This window comes from bacterium (genome assembly GCA_021372515.1).
Taxonomy (GTDB): domain Bacteria; phylum Gemmatimonadota; class Glassbacteria; order GWA2-58-10; family GWA2-58-10; genus JAJFUG01.
The window spans coordinates 1-15,747 of record JAJFUG010000023.1 but is presented as its reverse complement, the minus strand read 5'-3'; the positions used below and the strand labels follow the sequence as shown (position 1 = coordinate 15,747).

The 15,747-nt window shown below is 62.4% G+C and carries 13 protein-coding genes and 2 pseudogenes; 7 read left to right on the top strand and 8 right to left on the bottom strand.

What is annotated here, in order from left to right; all coding sequences use genetic code 11:
- Positions 1–120 precede the first annotated feature (120 nt).
- The 4 genes from LLH00_01985 to LLH00_01970 all read left to right on the top strand — a co-directional run bounded on the left by LLH00_01985 (position 121) and on the right by LLH00_01970 (position 3,703).
- Positions 121–942 (top strand): arylamine N-acetyltransferase, encoded by an 822-nt coding sequence (locus LLH00_01985; protein ID MCE5270035.1) that lies wholly within the window; start codon positions 121–123, stop codon positions 940–942.
- The gene (locus LLH00_01980) at positions 939–1,496 is read left to right on the top strand and encodes a DUF4416 family protein (protein ID MCE5270034.1); all 558 of its coding nucleotides are present in this window, start codon (positions 939–941) and stop codon (positions 1,494–1,496) included. The genes LLH00_01985 and LLH00_01980 overlap by 4 nt, the downstream gene beginning before the upstream one ends.
- A gap of 339 nt (positions 1,497–1,835) precedes the next feature.
- Positions 1,836–2,720 (top strand): UTP--glucose-1-phosphate uridylyltransferase, encoded by an 885-nt coding sequence (locus LLH00_01975; GenBank protein ID MCE5270033.1) that lies wholly within the window; start codon positions 1,836–1,838, stop codon positions 2,718–2,720.
- A complete protein-coding gene (locus tag LLH00_01970; protein ID MCE5270032.1) occupies positions 2,717–3,703 on the top strand; it encodes a hypothetical protein in 987 nt (328 codons plus the stop codon). The genes LLH00_01975 and LLH00_01970 overlap by 4 nt, the downstream gene beginning before the upstream one ends.
- A 241-nt stretch (positions 3,704–3,944) precedes the next feature.
- Here the strand turns inward: LLH00_01970 and LLH00_01965 are convergent, their stop codons facing one another.
- Both LLH00_01965 and LLH00_01960 read right to left on the bottom strand, forming a co-directional pair.
- Entirely contained in the window at positions 3,945–4,340 is a 396-nt protein-coding gene (locus LLH00_01965; protein MCE5270031.1) for a secondary thiamine-phosphate synthase enzyme YjbQ, read from the bottom strand.
- Positions 4,341–4,474: 134 nt separating this feature from the next.
- Positions 4,475–4,765, bottom strand: a complete 291-nt coding sequence (locus LLH00_01960; protein MCE5270030.1) for a hypothetical protein — start codon at positions 4,763–4,765, stop codon at positions 4,475–4,477.
- A 241-nt stretch (positions 4,766–5,006) separates the two neighbouring features.
- Between LLH00_01960 and trpB the strand changes: the two genes are divergently transcribed.
- A complete protein-coding gene (gene trpB, locus LLH00_01955) occupies positions 5,007–6,257 on the top strand; it encodes a tryptophan synthase subunit beta (protein ID MCE5270029.1) in 1,251 nt (416 codons plus the stop codon).
- On the top strand, positions 6,250–7,044 hold the full coding sequence (gene trpA / locus LLH00_01950; GenBank protein ID MCE5270028.1) for a tryptophan synthase subunit alpha: 795 nt from the start codon (positions 6,250–6,252) through the stop codon (positions 7,042–7,044). Before trpB ends, trpA begins: the two co-directional genes overlap by 8 nt.
- A 170-nt stretch (positions 7,045–7,214) precedes the next feature.
- Here the strand turns inward: trpA and LLH00_01945 are convergent, their stop codons facing one another.
- From LLH00_01945 to LLH00_01920, 6 genes and pseudogenes are all read right to left on the bottom strand, one after another.
- Complete coding sequence (locus tag LLH00_01945; protein ID MCE5270027.1) at positions 7,215–8,855, bottom strand: HAMP domain-containing histidine kinase; 1,641 nt, start codon at positions 8,853–8,855, stop codon at positions 7,215–7,217.
- Complete coding sequence (locus LLH00_01940) at positions 8,852–9,853, bottom strand: hypothetical protein (protein MCE5270026.1); 1,002 nt, start codon at positions 9,851–9,853, stop codon at positions 8,852–8,854. Before LLH00_01940 ends, LLH00_01945 begins: the two co-directional genes overlap by 4 nt.
- The gene (locus LLH00_01935; GenBank protein MCE5270025.1) at positions 9,834–11,054 is read right to left on the bottom strand and encodes a TonB-dependent receptor; all 1,221 of its coding nucleotides are present in this window, start codon (positions 11,052–11,054) and stop codon (positions 9,834–9,836) included. The genes LLH00_01940 and LLH00_01935 overlap by 20 nt, the downstream gene beginning before the upstream one ends.
- A 168-nt stretch (positions 11,055–11,222) precedes the next feature.
- Positions 11,223–11,315 (bottom strand): annotated as a pseudogene (locus LLH00_01930) (TonB-dependent receptor plug domain-containing protein).
- Positions 11,304–11,549: pseudogene (locus LLH00_01925) on the bottom strand (TonB-dependent receptor plug domain-containing protein). The pseudogenes LLH00_01930 and LLH00_01925 overlap by 12 nt, the downstream one beginning before the upstream one ends.
- Positions 11,550–11,892: 343 nt before the next feature.
- Positions 11,893–12,507, bottom strand: a complete 615-nt coding sequence (locus LLH00_01920; GenBank protein MCE5270024.1) for a response regulator — start codon at positions 12,505–12,507, stop codon at positions 11,893–11,895.
- Positions 12,508–12,957: 450 nt separating this feature from the next.
- On the opposite strand from LLH00_01920, the gene LLH00_01915 reads away from it, so the two are divergent.
- A partial coding sequence (locus LLH00_01915; GenBank protein ID MCE5270023.1) for a PQQ-binding-like beta-propeller repeat protein occupies positions 12,958–15,747 on the top strand: 2,790 nt, incomplete at its 3' end.

The window sequence follows — 15,747 nt, the reverse complement described above, 5'->3', positions numbered from 1 at the left end:
TTTGAGAACCACAATGTTTTTCAAATATACCGGGAGCGCGGCTGCAAGTAAAGCCGCGCCGACCGGGGGCAAGCCAGACGGAATCGGACGAACATGCAACAATCCGGCACAGACAATCTTTTGCGCGCAACCGACCGGCTGTTGGCCCGCTTCGGCAGCCACCGCCCCGCGACCCCCACCCGCGCGGGCCTGGGGGAACTCTACCATGCCTTTTCGCACCTGCCCTACGAGAACGTTTCGAAAGTGCTGGGCGCGGCCAGGCATGGTGGAGTGTGGCTGCAGAGCCCGTCCGAGCTGATCGAGGGGTTCCTGGCCAGCCGCCTGGGCGGCACCTGTTTCTCCCTGACCCAGGGCCTGTACGATCTTCTTGTGGCCTGCGGTTTCGAGGCCCGCCGCGTGCTGGGCGACATGCAGCACGGGAACAACATCCACTGCGCGGTGCTGGTGGCGCTGGAGGGAGCCCTCTTCCTCTGCGACCCGGGATACCTTCTGCCCGAGCCGCTGGAGCTGCCCACAGCCGTGGGGGCCGAAACGCTCCTGCGCGGTGAGGTCTACACCTATATCGTGCGGCGCGATCAGCAAGCTGCGGATGTGATCCACCTTTTCACCCGGCCCCAGTCCGGCAGCGCGCCGCCCCACTGGCGCTACCGTATCCGGGCCGCGGCGGTGGAGGACAGCACCTTCGAGTTCCACTGGCGGCGCACGTTCGAGGACTCCATGATGCACCAACTCGTGCTGACCCGCGCCGCAGAGGGCGGACAGCTTTACGTGCACAACCGCAAGCTGCGGGTCACGCAACCCGGTGGACGGCAAAACAGCAACCTCAGCGGCTCGGTGGGCGCGGCGGTGGAGGAGCTTTTCGGCATCGACCGGGAGCTGGTCGAGGCGGCGCTGCGGCAGATTGAGCGGGCGAAAGCCGCGGGCAAGGCGGTGGGCGGATGAACCAGGGACCGGCCAAAGGACGGGTGGAGCCGGTGAAGCTGTTCGCCGCGATCCTCTATTCCGAGGAAAGCCTGCTGGAGCGGGCCCGGGAGCGGCTTTCCGGGCTGTACGGCCCGGAAGACTTTGTCAGTGAGCCGTTCCCGTTCGAGCACACGGATTTTTACGAAGCCGAGATGGGCGCGGGCCTCAAGCGCATTTTTGTCGCCTGGGAGCGCCTGGTCCACCCCGGTGCGTTGGCCCAGTCCAAGCTCGCCACCGACCGGATCGAGCGCGAGCTGGCCGCACCCGGCGGCAACCGACAGGTGAATGTCGACCCCGGCACACTGGACTACCAGAAAGTCGTGCTGGCCTCGTTCAAGTACATGGGCCAGAAAATATTCATCGGCGAGGGGGTTTGGGCCGACCTGACCCTCTACTACCGCAAGGGCGGCTGGGCCAAGTTCGAATGGACTTTCCCGGATTTCAAGCTCGGGGCCTATGACAGCGCGCTCCTGGAGATTCGCCGCCTCTACAAGCGCCAGATGCTCGAACCCCATCCAGAGGAGCGGCCCTGAGCGTCCCAGCGTTGACAACACCGGCCCCGGGGGCCTAAATTCAGCCAGCGCCGTGCACTATTCCGGAGGGTGTTTTTATGTGTGATGCCTATTCTACTCGTATCCTATCGGGCGAACACAAGGTTCGCCCCTACGATATCCTCTCGAAGTGTTTTAATATGCACCCCAGGTGCGTATTCCAGGGGTTCGGAATTCTGTACCACAAACAACAAACGGTGTAGGGGCGAACCTTGTGTTCGCCCGTCAGTTTTTTTCGAGGAATATGTTGAAGTGTACGCCTAAGACTCGAAAATTATGAATCATTATCCTAAAAAATAACCATACGTGGAGGTCCTTACCATGCCGATCAAAAAAGTCGTAGTGCCGGTGGCCGGGCACGGCACGCGCCTGTTGCCCGCGACCAAGAGCCAGCCCAAGGAAATGCTGCCCGTGGGGCGCAAACCGGTGGTGCAGTATGTGGTGGAGGAGATCGAGAAAGCCGGGCTCAAGCAGATCCTGTTTGTCACTGGCCGCCACAAACGCTCGATCGAGAACCATTTCGACAAGGACGTGCAACTGGTCAAGGAGCTGAACCAGACCGGCAAGTCCTCCCTGGTCGCTGAGCTGCGCTACCAGGAAATGAGCGTCAGTTTCTACTACGTGCGCCAGAGCGAGCAGAAAGGCCTGGCCGATGCGATCAACCTGGCGCGCGATTTCGTGGCCGAGGACAACTTTGTCTGCGCCCTGGGCGATTCGATCATCCGCTCCGGCCAGGGCGGGCGCAGCCTGCTGCAGCGCATGATGGAGGTGCACGAGAAGAACAAGGCCGCCTGCACCATCGCCATCGAGCGTATCCCGCCCGGCGAGGCCTACCGCTACGGCATCGTGAAGTTCAAGGCAGAGACCGCGCCCGGGGTGTTCTCGGTGGAGAGCCTGGTCGAGAAGCCGGACATCGAGGATGCCCCCAGCGACCTGGCCATCGCGGCGCGCTACGTGTTTTCGCCCGCCATTTTCGACGCCATCGACATGACCCTGCCCGGCAAGAGCGGCGAGTTGCAGATCACGGACTCGATCTCCCTGCTCATCAAAAAAGGCCTTCCGGTCTACGCCGTGCTGATGGGTGAGGAGGAGAAACGCTACGACATCGGCAATTTCGAGAGCTATTTCCGTGCCTTTGTCGATTTCGCGCTGCAGGATGAGAAATACGGACACATGCTGCGCAACTACCTGGCGAGGCTGGTATGATCGTAGCATCGGCCCCGGCCCGGGCAGGTGTGATCGGCAACCCCACGGACGGCTACGGCGGCAGCCTGGTCTCATGCACCCTGAGCTGCCGCGCCACGGCGCGGATCAGCCCGGCCAAGCAACTTGAGTTGTGTTTCGCCGGCCAGGAGGCCGTGATCCGCGACGAGCGCGACCTCAAGATGGACAGCGGGGTGTTCGACATCGCCCGCAGCGTGATCCGCTACCTGCGCCTGTCTAAACAGGCTTTCCGCCTGGAGGGCGAAAGCGATGTGCCGTTCCGCAGCGGGCTGGCCGGCTCCACCGCCATGCTGGCCGCCGTGTTCGGCGCGGTCTGCCGCTTTGTCGGCCGTGACATCAACCCTTACCAGACCGCCGAGACGATCCGCTACATTGAGCTCAACTACATGGACATCCAGTGTGGCTACCAGGACCAGTACATGACCGTATTCGGCGGCATGAACTACCTGGATTTCCGGACCAAGGAGGTCTACCGCGACCTGGAGGGCGAGGTCTACGCCACGGTGGAGCCGCTGGCGCGGTTCGTGGACGAGTTGCCGATGGTGGTGGTGCACACGGGCGTGCAGCGTATCTCGGGCAGTATCCTCAAGCCGATCCGTGAGCGCTGGCTGGAGGGAGACCCGGCCGTGGTGGAGGGTTACCGCGAGATCGCCGAGCTGGCCCGCCGGGGCAAGAAAGCGCTCCTGCGCCGCGACTGGCCGGAACTTGGACGGCTGATGAACCGCAACCACGCGATCCAGCAGGAGCTGGGGGCGAGTGGCAAGGCCAACGACAAGTTCATCACTCTGGCCCTGGAGCACGGCGCCCTGGGGGCCAAGCTGGCCGGTGCGGGCGGCGGGGGAACGATAATCGCACTGCACACCGAGCCGGAGAAACTTGTAGCGGCGTTCCGCCGCGAGGCCGACTCGCGGGTGCTGCACCTCGACCCGCGCCAGCCGGGCCTGACCGTGGAAGAGGTCGAGTAAGGTGGGTTTGACTCTTTGTATCTATCCGATATGCGGCGGCCCCGGGCCGCCGTTTCTATTAGAGGGAGGTATAAAAAAGGGGGGGCACTCTGCACCGTGCACAACAGCATTTCGGGCGGTCACAGGGGGCCGCCCCTACGAAAAAAATCATCCGCCAGCTGCGCAATAAGGGCGGGTTTGAAACCCGCCCCTACGCTACAACGCCTCGTTGTTTATTGGGAATGTCTTGCCGATTCGGGTTTCAATGTGTAAATGTGATCCAGACCTTGCGGCTGCGCGGCCCGTCGAACTCCACGAAATAGACCCCCTGCCAGGTGCCCAGCTGCAAGCGGCCCTCCTCCACGATCACCTGCAAGCTGCAACCGAACAGGCTGCTCTTGATATGGGCGGCGCTGTTGCCCTCGGAGTGACGGTAACGGGGGGAATCGAACGGAACCACGGAGTCGACTATTTCGAGGATGTCGCGCGGCACGCTGGGGTCGGCGTTCTCGTTGATCGTCACCGCGGCGGTCGTGTGCGGTGTGAACACCGTGCAGACACCCTCCCGCACTCCCGAGTCAGCCAGAGCCAGTTCCACCTGGTCGGTTATGTCGATGAATTCGGTGCGGCGGCTGGTCTGAAGGCTGATCTTGCGCATGACTGCCTCCCCTGGTTCATCCACACTGTTTCTTGACAGAATGATGATGCGCTTTCTGTACGATGATGTCAAGATTAAAAAGCCCGCCCGGAGTTCCGGCGCGGGCTGGCATTCTGTGTGGCTGCAAGGGGTCCTCAGGCGGCCCGGGTGATCCTGGCCCTTCTGCGCCCTGCGCTTTCGGATTCCTCATCTCGCACAGCCTTTGAGCGCACCGAGATGCGCCGTCCGCTGTACTTGAGCAGCGGGCGCTGACGGACCCCGTTTCCAGCGGCGGCATCCTGATCCAGGCTGTAGAAGCTGCTTTCCTGACGCGACAGGTCACGCAGGGAGGTGACCCAGACATAGATGTAGGCTACGCCGATTACAAGGCTGAAGCCGGTGAAAAACACCGGATCGGACAGATAGTCAAGCAATTCCCCCAACATTGCGGCCTCCTTGCCGTTGTGCCCTCGTTCCGTCTCGGGCGGCTCTGCATAAAACATCCTCACACTTTCAATAATCGGCCGCTGCGGCCGGGCGGTTTAATTTTTGTCTCCGCGCTGCGCAGGGCTTCGACTTAGCGCTCTGCTTTCCCGGCGGACAGGGCACTTCCATCTTGACACGGCAACGGCCGCTGACCTATATTGCAGCCTTATTTCACTCTCAACCCGGACTGGAACTCAGCGCATGGACGGCTTCAAGGTGGACAGCTTCGCCTCGCACGGCCATTTCGGGCCGTATGGCGGACGGTATGTGCCGGAGATGCTGGTGAGCGCCCTGGAGGCCTTGGAGCGGGCCTACCTCGAGGCGCGCGCCGACAGCGCGTTCCAGGCCGAGCTCGAATGTCTTCTGCGCACCTGGAGCGGCCGTCCCACGCCGCTGTATTTCGCCCGGAACCTTTCCGCCCGCCTGGGCGGGGCCAGGATATACCTGAAGCAGGAGGGCCTGGGCCAGACCGGCAGCCACAAGGTGAACAACTGCATCGGCCAGGCGCTGCTGGCCCGCCGCATGGGCAAGACCCGCCTGATCGCCGAGACCGGCGCCGGGCAGCACGGCCTGGCCACGGCCAGCGTGGCGGCGCGTTTCGGGTTCGAGTGCGAGATTTTCATGGGCGAGCTGGACATGGCCCGTCAGCGGCCCAACGTGTTCTGGATGGAGCAACTGGGCGCCAAGGTCACCCCGGTGCCCTATGGCAGCCGCACGCTCAAGGAGGCGGTGAACGCCTCTTTCAAGAACTGGATCGAGAACCTGGAGAACACCTACCTGCTGGTGGGCTCCGCGCTCAGCTCGCACCCCTACCCCAGCATGGTGCGCGATTTCCAGAGCGTGATCGGCCGCGAGGTGCGCAGTCAGCTCCAGGAGGCCGAGGGCCGTCTGCCGGATGTCCTGGTGGCCTGCGTGGGCGGCGGGAGCAACTCGATCGGCCTGTTCCACCCGTTCCTGGATGAGAAATCGGTCCGCCTGGTGGGAGTGGAGGCCGGGGGGCTGGGCCTGGAAAGCGGCCTGCACTCGGCGCGTTTCAAAGGCGGCAAGCACGGGATCATCGAGGGCTACAAGTCCTATTTCCTGCAGAATGAAGACGGCCAGACCCTGACCACCCACAGCGTGGCCGCGGGCCTGGACTACGCCGGAGTGGGCCCGGAGCACGCCCTGTTGCACGACCTGGGCCGGGTGGAATATGTCAGCGCCACGGATGCCGAGGTGCTCGCGGCGCTCAAGCTCCTGATGAAGACCGAGGGGATAATCCCGGCGCTCGAAAGCTCGCACGCCGTGGCCGAAGCGGTGCGCCGCGCCCCGGGCCTGCCCAAGGACTGCATAATGGTGGTGAACCTGTCGGGACGCGGGGACAAGGACATTTTCATTGTGGCCGAAGCTTTGAAAGACAAAGCCTGGCTGGAATTCCTGGAGCGCAAGGCGAAGGCGGGCTACGATGAGTAACGCGATAGACTTGAAGCTGGACTCGCTGCGGGCGGCGGGCGCCCACGGCCTGATGGCCCATATCGTGGTGGGCTACCCAAGCCTGGCCGCCTCGGAGCGCCTGCTCCTTACCATCGCCGACTCCGGCGCCGACCTGATCGAGCTTCAGATACCGTTCACCGACCCGGTGGCGGATGGCCCCACGATCCTCAAAGCCAACCTGGCCTCGCTGGCCAACGGCATCCGCGTGCGCGACTGTTTCACCTTTGCCGAGCGCATGGCGAAAAAGCTGACAAACGTGCCCCTGCTGTTCATGACCTACATCAACATCCCGTTCAACTACGGCGTCGAGGCGTTCTGCCGCGACAGCGCCGCTGCCGGCCTGGCCGGGCTGATCGTGCCCGACATCCCGCCCGAGGAGACCGCTGAAAACTACCACGGTCTCTGCCTGGGCCACAGCCTCCACCCGATCTACGTGCTCAGCCCCTCCTGCACCGACAGCCGGATCGAGCTGATCGGCGCGCGGGCCACCGGTTTCCTCTACGCCACCGCGCGGGTGGGGATCACCGGCGCGCGCGATGGCAGCCGCATTGCCGGACTGGAGGCGTTCGCCGCACGGCTGCGCTCGCGGGTGAAAGTACCCCTGGCCCTGGGCTTCGGCCTCTCCAGCCGCGAGCATGTGGACGAGGTGAAACCCCTGTTCGACATTTCGGTGCTCGGCAGCCGGGTGATCGACCTCTACAACCAGGGCGCGGATGAGAAAGCCGCCCTGGACGGGGTGTCCTCCTTCCTGCGTTCACTGCGCTGAGCAGCCGCCCCCGACCTGCATCCATCTTCTATCGTACCTTCTTATTCTACCCCGGTCTGCAAGACGCCGTTTTTGTCCTCAGGCTGCATGATCAAAAGCCAGCAGCCTTTAAAAAAAACAGGGGCAATTCAAGAATTGCCCCTGCGTTAACAAGGTATCTACCCGAGTTCTCAGGCCGGCCGCGCCTTGGCCGACAGCCGGGCTGGCACTTTGCCCGGCAGGCGGATGAACACGCAGGTGCCGTCCCCCACCCGGCTCTCGATCCAGATTCTCCCCCCCAGGACCTCGACCAGTGTCTTCGAGATCGACATGCCCAGGCCGCTGCCCTCCACGGTCAGGTTGATATTCTCGAGCTGATGGAACTTGTCGAACACCTTGGGGATGTCCTCCGGGGCGATTCCGGGCCCGTGGTCACGCACCCGGATCAGGGCGTCGCCCTCCGGCATCTCGATCCCCACCTCGATCCGTGAACCCGCCGGCGAGAACTTGATCGCATTGCCCACCACATTGGTCACCACCTGGATCACCTTGTCCGGGTCGCTGGTCAGCTCGATACCGTTGCGCGGGAATTCCCGTGCGCAGACCAGGGAGCGGTCGGCGAAATTGGGCTCGAGCGAATCGAGGGTCACGGCGGTCAGCTCGGCCAGGTCGAAGCGGCGCAGGTGCACCTGGACCCTTCCGGCCTCCATGCGCGACAGGTCGAGCACATCGTTGATCAGGCGCGACAGGCGGCGGCAGTTACGGATGATTGTGCTCAGGACATCGGCGCGCTTTGTCTCCTCCTTGCTCAGGCCGTGGAGCAGCGTCTCCGAGAACAGCTGGATCGAGCTGAGCGGGGTGCGCAGCTCGTGCGAGACCAGCGAGATGAAATCATCCTTGGCCGCGTTCAGGCTGCGCATCTGGCTCAGGGTGCTCTGCAGCTCGCCGTAGCGCGCCACCAGCTCGGAGGTGCTCTCGCTGACCCGCTTTTCGAGTTCCTGGTTCAGGGCGTCGAACTCATCGCGCGAGGTCTTGAGCCGGGTGCTCATCTCGTTGAACGAATCGGCCAGCACGCCCAGCTCATCCTTGCGCTCCAGTTCCACCCGCAGGCCGAACTCGCCGCGCGCCACCTCCTGGGTGGCCTCGGCCAGGCTGTAGATCGGGCTGACCAGCCGCCGCACGATCAGCACCACTGCGGCGATGGAGACCAGGATCAGGGCCAGGGTGAGAAGCCCGGCCCAGCGCGCCGCAGCGGTCAGGCCGCGGTTCATGCTCCCGAGCGAGACATCCAGCACGGCGTAACCTGCAATCGTCTCCCCTTTCACTGCCTCCACGGAGTCACCTTTCTCCTCGCTCAGCGGCTCGAACAGGAACGACTCGTCCTCCCCGCTGCGGACCTGCTCCCCAGGGATCGGCACCTGGGCGCGGTAGACTTTCCCCTCCTCCAGCGGGAACCAGTCGGCCAGGCTGTCCCGCCGTCCCAGGCTGAGCAGGCTGTCCGCGCAGCGCGCCGGGAACCCGGAGGAGACGATCGGCTTGCCCTCCAGGTCGGTCAGGGCGGCGCGCAGGATGTCGCTGTCGTGCCGCGAGCCGTCGATCAGGCGGCTAAGGGTCTGGATATCCCCGGCGTACACTGAGTAGCGGCTGTTGTAGGCCAGGGTTTCGGCCAGGGACAGGGCCCGCTTGCGCAACTCGTTCAGCGAGGAGCTTTTCTGGTACAGGATGAAGAAAGTCGAGAACAGGGCCGAGATCAGGCAGATCAGGGCGATCACGGCCAGGCTGGCCTTGAGCCCCAGGCTGGCCCGGAACCGGGCGGCTTTGGGCATGTTCATCGGCGCCCCCTTTCCCGCCCCACCAGGGTCGCCTCGCCCAGCACCTGCGGCTCGATATGCAGGCCCAGCCCGAAAGCCACGGCCTCGTTGATATAGAGTTTCAGGCGGCGCGGCGCCTCGACACGCCGCCCGGCGGGCGCGCCCGCGGCCAGACGGGCCAGGGCCAGATCGGCGGTCTGCGCCCCCAGGTCCTCGTAGTCGAAATCCAGGCTCAGGGCCGCACCGGCCTCGGCCAGACGGCGGGTGAAAGCCACCACCGGCATGCTGCGCCTGTGGCATTCCTCCAGGATGAACCGCAGGGCGTCCCGGTTGTAGACCCGGTTGTCCGGCGGGAGCCAGAGGATATCGACCTGATCGATGATGCTCCGCAGGGCCTCCGGCACCTGGCGGTCACTGGAGACCGGGGCCTTGATCACCCGCAGCCCGAGTCCGGAGGCCGTGCTCTCTGGGTTGCCGTCCGGGAACTCCTCGGGGGAATACAGCATTCCCACGTGCCGCACCGCGGGCAGGGCCTCGCGGATCATTCCGAGCTGGTTGGTCAGTGTCGGGCGCAGAACAAGAGCGGTTACATCACGGGCGGAGGCGCCGGATGCGGCCGGGTCGGGAAGGTCGAGCAGCATGCTGCAGACCAGCGGGAGGTCGGCGCTGCTGCGCAGGGCCGAAAAAGAGGCCGGGCTGCCGAATGTGACGATCAGCCGGGGACGGTTTCCCTCCAGGGACTTCCAGAAGGCTTTCTCCTGCTCCGGCGCCTCGGGCAGGTAGCGTTTCTCGGTGGAAAGGTCGAGCCGCAGGCCGGCAATCCGGTCGAGGAAACCCCGCGCGGCCACCTCATATTCCGCCCGTCCGGGGCTGACCAGCACCAGTATCCGGCCCTGGCCGGACAGGACAGCCGGAGCGCCTCCCTCGGCCCCGGTCCCGGCGGACAGGAGCAGCAGGACCAGCCAGACCAGCACCCGGACACAGCGGGGCGCGGCTCTTTCAGTAAGTCCAGTAGGCACCGACTGTCACCCTCCGGCGAATCCGCTCGGCCACCGGGTATTCGCGCACCTTGTTGTCGAACAGGTTGTAGCCGGCGACAAACAGCTCGAGGCCGCTGTCGCCGGCGCTGTAGCCCAGACGCGTGTCCACCGTGCTGTGGGCCGGCACTTTGTACAGCCCGAACTCACCGTCCCGGTCCACCACGATCCATTTGGAGCCGCTGGTGTACCCGGCGTTCAGGCTCAGGTCCACACCGGCGGCCGGAGACAGGGACACCTTGCAGTTCGCCTTGTCGCGCGGGGGCGACTGCTGCGCACCCACGAAATAGTCGTTCCCCACCCGCTGGAAGCTGTAGTTCAGGTTGAATTTCAGGCAGGGTACGGGGATGAAATCGAGGGAGGACTCAAAACCCCAGATAATTCTGGCTTTATCCCGGTTGTTGAAGGTCAGGACCAGGAAATCGCCCTCCTGTCGGGCCTTCTCCAGGAAGATGTTGTCGTGGAAACGCAGGAAGAACAGGTCGGTCTTGAACTTCATCATCTCGCCCGGGAAGAAGGTGTAGCCGAACTCGGTCGAGGTGGCTTTCTCGGCCTTCAGCTCCCGGTTTCCGAGCACGTGCAGACGGTAGCTCCGCTTGTAGTCCAGTTCCGAGTTCTGAAAGCTTGGGTTGCGGTAGGCCCGGGCCAGGGAAATGCGCAGGGTGTTCACCCGGTCCGGGGCGCAGATCAGGCTGAAACGCGGGCTGACATTGGTCTTGGTCAGGGGGTGATGGTCCACCCGGCAGCCGGCCAGAAAGCTCAGCTCCGGGATGGGACGGTACTCGTCCTGAAGATAGAAAGAATAGAGGTCCTGCTCCTCATCCGCCGGGGTGACATCCGTGCTGAACGAGTTGTGCCGGATCGAGGCGCCCGAAACCAGTGAGTTGTTCCATTTGAGGTTTTTTTTGTACTGGAGTTCGAGGTCGACTGTGTTGGAGTTGATCCGCTCGTCCGGGCTGGTCAGATAGACCGATTTCTCCTCCTGATCGATCCGGTTCCAGAAAGCCTGGATGGAGAGGGCATCCAGCAGACAGTTGAATTTGACGTACGAGGAGCTGATCTGGGACTTGGTCAGATCGTCGATGAACACGCGCCGGACATGCCCCTGGCTCCCGCCGACATCCAGGGACAGGCTGCGTGAGGGAGAGAGGCGGTGTTCGAGAAGAAAATTGCTGAAAAACATGCGTTTGGCCGGCTCGGAGGCGTCCTCGAAACTGTCGATCCGGTTCCCGCCCACAGCCAGGCGCAAGCTGGTCGGCCCGAACACCCGTCCGACAAGCCCCTGCCCGTAGAGCGTACCGCGCTCGCCGGCCTGCAGCCGGAACTGCGGCCCGCCCATGCGGGCCGGGGTCTTGGTGATGATGTTGATCACGCCGCTGAAAGCGTTGGCCCCGTAGAGGGCCGAGGCCGGCGAGCGCACGACCTCGATCCGCTCGATCTGGTCCAGGGCCAGGGGAAGGCTCTCCCAGATCACCCCGCCGTAGTAGTCGAGGTACACCGAACGCCCGTCCACCAGCACCAGGAGCTTGTCGGCCGGGACCTGGCTCAGTCCCCGCACGTTGACCTCGGCGTGCGAGGAGCTGACTGTCACTACGTCCATCCCCGGGATGAAACGCAGCAGCTCCGGGATGGAGAGCGCGCCCGAGGCGTGAATCTCCCGCGCGGTTATCACCGTCATGGCGGTAGGGGCACGGTCGATACTCTGCTCCATGCCGCTGGCGGTTATAATCGTATCCAGGGGGGTAAACAGAAAATCTTCGGGACTCTCACGGCCGGCCGCCGGAAGCCAGGACGCACTGCACAACAGAAACAAAGCCGCGGCGCGTATCCATCGGATTGCATTTGCGGGTCTCATTGCCAGGCGTTGTCCGACTGGAGTGGAAGCCAACCTCAGAGAAGTGAACCGTAATCTCTCTATTCCAAAGGCATGAACCATTCCGATGCATCCCCGCTCTTTCCGGGGCGCAGGGCAACCGGTCCATTCCAGCTCGGCCCGATCCTGTCGACTTGCAGACGCCGGCTCAGACTGCGGCTTTCCGGCTCAGAAGCTTGCCGATCACTCTGAACAGCTCGGCCCGTTCGAACGGCTTGATCAGGTAATCGTCCGCGCCGTTCTGCAGCACCACTTCCCGCGTGTAGGTAACCGAGTTGCCTGTCATGGCCACGATCTTGACTCCCTCCAGCGAGTCGGTGCTCTTGACCCGCTGGCAGACCTCCAGGCCGTTGATCTTGGGCATTTTCATGTCCAGGAGCAGGATGTCGGGGATGTAGGAGCCCATGCACAGCAACACTTCGTAACCGTCGTTGGCCGCCCGGACCTCATAGTCCGGGAATTCGTCCTCCAAGGCCTGGACAATGCTCTGGGCGAAATCGACATCGTCCTCACCGATCATGATCTTGACCGGCGTGTTTTCCTCGAAGAACTTCTCGATGACCGGTATGTTGTTCAGCTCCAGGAACTCCCGGAAATTCTTTTTCGAAACTTTATAGCGTCCACCTGGATACCGGTACCCTTTCAGCTTCCCGTCCTTGATCCAGCGGTTGACCTGCACTCCGGAAACACGGCAATATTTCGCTACCGTGGTTGTGGACAGGGCCGGTTCCAGGGAGGGTTGGAAATCGGGCTTATCCGCCATGGCATCTCTCCTTGCATTTGATTCATTGGTGACTATAATAACACACACTGGATTTCAAGTCAATTTTTCCGTTACGGGCAAGCTGTCCGGGCAAGACCATATTAATATGAACCACCCGGGATTTACAATAACATTTGATGCAAAAACCACGCCGACCTGGTTGCGCCTCAAGTATATCCCTGGTTGCATCCCTTTTCACCGGGAAATGCATAATATTTTTTAAAAAACCTTGACAATCTCTTCTCTTATATTTAGAATGAAAGTGTCCGATGTCATATATGTAGCTTTTGTAGCTTATGAATCCGACATTTCTCAACCCGAAAATCCTCCCAGGACATAATACATAATTTTTTCATCTTCTTCATTTCCGGAGGGAGCATGCAGCAACTGTGATGTTCGTTGTCACCCGCAACTGTGACAGACAGTCCGTATCCTTCACAGGAGTAGCAAATGAGATTCATGCGAGTTCTATATCCCGCAATTACCGCTCTCTGCTTCATCGCCTCCGGGATGCGCGCGGACTTTGGCATCCACACCTTCGACGTCATCGGCTTGAAGGACGGCGGCAAGGTCCAGGCTGTGTTCAGCACCGCCTCGCGCAACGAAAAGTTCGCCGCGGTGCGCACCGGCTCGGATGACGCGGCGCAGGGGTTGATCACCAACTTGGTTTACCGGTCCGATGCGTTGTTCCTCGGCGGAAAAGGGATCGAATTTGTAACCTATCCCGTCTACGATCCTCAAGCCCTCACCGATTTCGCTCCGAAAGACCTGGCAATAAGCCCAATCGAGAACCAGCCGCCTGCGACCTGGCTGTATCTCATGATGGCCATCAGCGAGCACTCCGTGCGTATGCTCTGGGAGCTGAGAGACCAGGATGTCACGTGGTCATTCATCGGCGCGGACGGACGTCAGAACAGATGCTCGCAAAAAAAGACAGAATCTAAAACCTACGATGCCTCATATTTCGGGTTTCCCGCCCAGGCCGTGTTCAACGCGGTGGGAGTGGACCCGGATGGGGTTTTCTGGGTTTGCAGCAGCTCCGGAATTCTGCGCTTTACCGGCCAGGACTGGAGCATAGTGGACGGCCCGGCCAATTGCGTAGCCGTGGACAAGAACGGGGTTAAATATTTCGGCACCCCGACCCATGGGATCACCACCTGCCGTGAGACCGCCTGCGCCACGCTGATACAGGCGAATCAAATCCGCGGCGAGGTCACCGCGATTGACGTGGCGGCCGACGGGAATACTATCTGGTTCGCCTCCTACGACAAATCCAGCCAGACAGTGGGTTTCTACCGTTACCAGGGTGGAAGTTTGACCGAATCGCTGTTCAACGCTGGCGTGGATGGCTGGTCCAGAGTCCCCTCCCTGATCAGTGACGGCATCGGAAGAGTCTGGGTGGCTACCGACTACGGTGTAAAGTTGTTCCAGGATGGCGCCTGGACGACTATCACCACGTCGGACGGCCTGTCCGCAGGCAAGGTCAACGATATCTATATGGAAAATCCCTCCAAAATCTGGTGCGCCACCGACAACGGGATTTCGCTGATCAACGCCAAGGGCTCCTACAACCTTTACGCACTGGACAAGCAGACAATCATCTCCTGCAGCCCGACAGTGGACAGCACAGGGATCGCCTATTACGGCCGGGCCGACGGCTATTTCTATGCCGAGAAGGTCATCGAAGGCCAGGGAGTTGTCAAATCCCCGGCTCCAGACCTTACCAAGCTGGTCGACGGCGTCAATTTCTACGAGATACTCAACCCCAACGTCATCTGGTCGTTCAAGACCGGGGGCGCGGTCCTCTCCTCGCCGGCCGTGGATTACGTGGGCACGATCCTGTTCGGCAGCAATGACGGCAACCTGTATGCGCTGAACCCCAACGGAACCCTGAAATGGAAGTACACCACGGGCGGCGCGGTGGTGTCCTCCCCTGCCGCCGGCGCCAACGGTGAGGTGTATGTCGGCTCCTGCGATGGGTACATCTACGCCATCGGCCCCACCGGCTCGCTCCTGTGGCGCTTCCAGACCGGCGGCGAGGTGCTCGCCTCCCCGGCCCTGGCTACGGACGGGACTGTGTACTGCGGTTCGAGCGACGGGAAAATGTACGCCCTGGACAACGGCGGCAACCTGCGCTGGGCTTATCAGACCGGGGCTGCAATTTGGTCCTCGGCTGCGATAGACCTGAACGGGCGCCTGTATTTCGGGTCCAACGACAGCAAGATATACGCCCTGCAGTCGGACGGCAGCCTGGCCTGGAGCTACACCACCGGTGGCCCGGTCATCTCCTCGCCCACCATCGACCTGATCCACGGCGCAGCTTATGTCGGCTCCAGTGACAGCCTCATCTACGCCTTCGGTGTCAACGGCGGCAGCCCCAGATGGACCTTCAATGTCAAGGGCCCGGTCTGGAGCTCGGCGGTCATGACCACTACGGGAGATATTGACTGCAATTCGAGCAATATAATAGCCATCGATGCGGACTTGACAAACAGCTCCACGACTTTCCCGTGGGAGAGTATCTTCCTGACCACAGAGGGACAGTCATCCGGCAGCGGGATACAAGGCTCATCGGGTAACTCAGGCACTTCCTGCGTCTCGGTCTACGGACCGGTCTTCTATGTCAGCCTCAACGAAAAGGGCTGCAGCGCCAGCCCCGGCTGGCCGGTAGGCTACGATCTGACCACCTGGCCCAAGTGGAGACACGACCTGCAGAATACGGGCAACCTGGCCACCAGTCTGGGTGTGGCGATGAAACCCACCAATGAGCTGGCGATCGATACCCGCTGCGACCTGTGCCGCGACGGCGCCCTGAATGTCAAGGACGTCCTGTTCCTGATGGCCGGCGGCGTGACCGATCCGGACAACCCGGCCCTGGACTGGGACGGGGACGGCCAGTGGTCGCTCGATGACGCCACCTTGCTGCTCAAGGAGCTTCTCTCCGGCAAATGCAATCCCCCGCAGGCCCTGCTCGCCGCGGGCAGCATCTTCTCGCCCGGCCAGAGCAGCTTCAACCTCAGCCAGCTCGACGTGATCGAGCTGGAAACCGCCCTGGGCAATCTGGACCTGAGCACCAGCCAGCGCGAGCAGTTCCTCACCGAGCTCCTGGCCCTGGGCGCCAACGCCGCATCGCTGCCCAAGGCTTTCAGCCTGATGCAGAATTCACCCAACCCGTTCAACCCCTCCACCTCGATCAAGTTCGAGGTGCCCGAGGGCGCGACGGAGCATGTCAGTCTGAGC